The organism is Paraburkholderia madseniana (assembly GCF_009690905.1).
Taxonomy (GTDB): domain Bacteria; phylum Pseudomonadota; class Gammaproteobacteria; order Burkholderiales; family Burkholderiaceae; genus Paraburkholderia; species Paraburkholderia madseniana.
This window is the reverse complement of the sequence record NZ_VOSW01000278.1, coordinates 1-1198: the sequence shown is the minus strand read 5'-3', so window position 1 is coordinate 1198 and position 1198 is coordinate 1. Positions and strand designations below refer to the sequence as shown.

General features: G+C 60.9%; 1 protein-coding gene. It reads right to left on the bottom strand.

What is annotated here, in order from left to right; all coding sequences use genetic code 11:
- Nucleotides 1-701 (bottom strand): reverse transcriptase domain-containing protein (locus FSO04_RS45795; protein WP_233465468.1); only part of this gene is annotated, 701 nt, incomplete at its 3' end.
- Between the last annotated feature and the right edge of the window lie 497 nt (nucleotides 702-1198).

Sequence of the window (1198 nt, the reverse complement as noted above, 5' to 3'; positions counted from 1 at the left end):
ATGGGTGAGCCTTGCGGAATGCCACGTCTGCTGTCTCTGGCCTCCGTCGTACGTTTCTTCCGGCCTCGATTATCGGTTTCTTCAACGGGGCATTCCAGCCACATCCGGATCAGATGCAGCACGCGCCGATCAACGATGCGTCGCGCAAGCGACAGCATCAGTTCGGCGTGTGGAATACTTCCGAAGTAGTCCGCAAGGTCGGCATCAACAACGTCCGTTTGCCCTCGATGCAGCCGTTCCTCCACCTCGATCACCGCTTGCTGGGCATTTCGCCCCGGGCGGTAAGCGTACTGCTCTGATGGAAGGTCCGCTTCGAAGATCGGTTCGAGCACCAGCATCGCTGCTGTCATGCACACTCGATCTCGCAAGGTCGAGATGCCCAGTGGCCTCAGCTTGCCATTGGCCTTCGGGATAAACACTCTTCTGATAGGATCCGGCCGGTAACTCTCCTGCCTGAGCGCAAGCGCCAGTTCGCCGAGCCACTTCTGCACCCCGTAAGCTTCGACCTCCGCGAAGTCCTGCCGATCGACACCCGGCGCGCCCCTGTTCGAGCGACACTGGGCGTACGCATGCGCCAGCACATCCTCACGGTAGATCTTGTCGTACAGAGCATAAAAGCGGTACCCGGCTTCTGCCTTCGCTTTCGCGTGTAACGCCGTCTGCAGCTTCTGAACACGAATCGGAGTTGATAGGTTACCCAATCTCCACGTCCTCACTACGTATTGCGTTGGTCTTAAACTGAGGCCCCTTCCCTCCACCAGCGTTACCCGGCTTCGCCAGTACTACGGGCCTCTCCGTCATCCCAAGGCGCCCGGCCTGTCCCTCACGGGCGTCCGGTTGGTCATCCCTGACCACGCCAAGGGACTTCCCGTGTTGCGTACGCTTTCCTTGTGTACATGCTGTCGCCACTACCCCGGCGCAGCGGCTGGGCGTCCAGCCTGCTCATCCACCCAGTCGTGTCAGCCTTCCCCGATAGGGTTGCCGGGTCGGCCTGCGCATCGTCCTTTTCGAGGTTTGCTCGGCGTTCACTCGCGTTACGGCCTGCACACTCGCGCTGTCACCTATTCGTGACACGCATTACCAGAGGCTTCAGCCACTTCGTTACCTCCATGACTGCTCCGGTTGCTTCCGGCTGGAGCGGTTGCCGGGCGGGGCTTGCACCCGCTGGAAAGCGCCGCCTTTTCACGGCGCACACCCT